Raw genomic sequence first — 2131 nt, 5'->3', positions numbered from 1 at the left:
GTTCCACTTGTATAGGTTCCTGAAGCTGTGCTGGCGCTTACAAAAGTATAACCGGAAGGTAAAATATCCGTTACACTTACTCCTGTTGCGTTGCTTGGACCTGCATTGGTTGCTGTTAAAGTAAAAGTAACATTACTGCCAACATTAGGCGTAGCGCTACTTGCGGTTTTGGTTATACCAACATTAGACTGCGCAACCGGGGTTGGGGTAACACTAGAGGTATTATTTCCAGGGGTAGGATCTGCTTCATTGGCAGTTATACTCGCACTGTTGGTATACGTTCCTGAGGCATTGACTGTGGCAATGATAGATAAGGTAGCATTCGCTCCATTGGCTAAAGTACCAATGGCCCAGATTCCAGTTCCACTTGTATAGGTTCCTGAAGCTGTGCTGGCGCTTACAAAAGTATAACCGGAAGGTAAAATATCCGTTACACTTACTCCTGTTGCGTTGCTTGGACCTGCATTAGTTGCTGTTAAAGTAAAAGTAACATTACTGCCAACATTAGGCGTAGCGCTACTTGCGGTTTTGGTTATACCAACATTAGACTGCGCAACCGGGGTTGGGGTAACACTAGAGGTATTATTTCCAGGGGTAGGATCTGCTTCATTGGCAGTTATACTCGCACTGTTGGTATACGTTCCAGAGGCATTGACTGTGGCAATGATAGATAATGTAGCATTAGCTCCATTGGCTAAAGTACCAATCGCCCAGATTCCAGTTCCACTTGTATAGGTTCCTGAAGCTGTGCTGGCACTTACAAAAGTATAGCCAGAAGGTAAAATATCTGTTACACTCACTCCTGTTGCAGCACTTGGGCCTGCATTAGTTGCTGTTAAAGTAAAAGTAACATTACTGCCAACATTAGGCGTAGCGCTACTTGCGGTTTTGGTTATACCAACATTAGACTGCGCAACCGGGGTTGGGGTAACACTAGAGGTATTATTTCCAGGGGTAGGATCTGCAATATCTGGAGATGCTATAGAAGCACTATTCAAATAAGGACCTGCAGCTTTTACCGTAGCAGTAATTTGCAAAGTTGGGGAAGAGCCTATATTTAATAAACCAATATCCCAAACCCCTGTCGAGGAATCGTATGTCCCAACACTTGGTGTAGCAGACACAAAAGTGTAACCAGCTGGTAACAAATCTGTAACCTTGGTATTTGGTGCATTACCAGGACCAGTATTGCCTGCTGTGAGTGTAAAAACAACATTGCTTCCCACATTTGGACTTGGGTTATTTACAGTTTTAGAAACAGAGAGATCGGCAGAAATTATACCCTCTATAATATCTAAAAAAACACCCGAATCCAACGATGCATCACCAGCGTCAGCAATTACAATTTTAAAAGTATAAGTTCCTCCAGGAGTTAAGCCAGCAATGGATTTCTTTATCGACTTTGTTAAACCATTATGTTCTGTAAAAACTGGGAAAGGTCCTGGTTGAGGCGCTGTATTCAGGTTATATTTACCTCCAGTAGTAGTTGTAATGTGACCATTATTGATATACAAAGCAGATTGAGAACCATCGTATGCAGCGACAGGTGTTGCCGGTGAGCTAAATCCAGGAATACCAGAATTTATCTTATTTATTGATGTGGCATTACCATTTGGCAATGTTGCGAAATTCTGAATTCCAGAAATACCAGGCCCCGAAACAAAAAAACCAAAAGCATCATCATAATTAGAACCTACATAATCTGGAAACTCCTCTGAACCAAATTGATAACTAAAAAGTAGTCCCGAAACATTCGGTGCTAAAGTTATTGTAAAAGAATACGATACTAAGTCACGTGTTGCGGTAGGATCAATTAAAGATAAATTGGGATCTGATAATGTTGTAGCTCCAGCAGGGTTAAAACTATTTTGGACAGCAGTATTTTTGTTTGCTAATTCGAAAGGGGCACTTCCTGTAGTAAAGTACACACCGCTCGGTATCTGCAAACCAGCGCCACTAATACCATTAGAAAAGGTGGCAACTTGATTTGCACGCAATGTTGCGGCAGTTGCTGCTCCCGACAATGTTCCACCAACGATAACTATTCCAGGCCCATTTAAAGCGGTATTTATCTGCAAATTTGATGGATTTGTTACAATAGTAGCTTGAGCATATATTGAAGATGATATAT

General features: G+C 41.7%; 1 protein-coding gene. It reads right to left on the bottom strand.

The window, feature by feature from the left end:
- A partial coding sequence (locus JO950_RS21725; protein ID WP_202704513.1) for a DUF11 domain-containing protein occupies positions 1-2078 on the bottom strand: 2078 nt, incomplete at its 3' end.
- Positions 2079-2131 lie beyond the last annotated feature (53 nt).

Source organism: Flavobacterium sp. UGB4466 (assembly GCF_903469665.1).
Taxonomy (GTDB): Bacteria; Bacteroidota; Bacteroidia; order Flavobacteriales; family Flavobacteriaceae; genus Flavobacterium; species Flavobacterium lipolyticum.
This window is presented reverse-complemented; position numbering and strand designations above follow the sequence as displayed.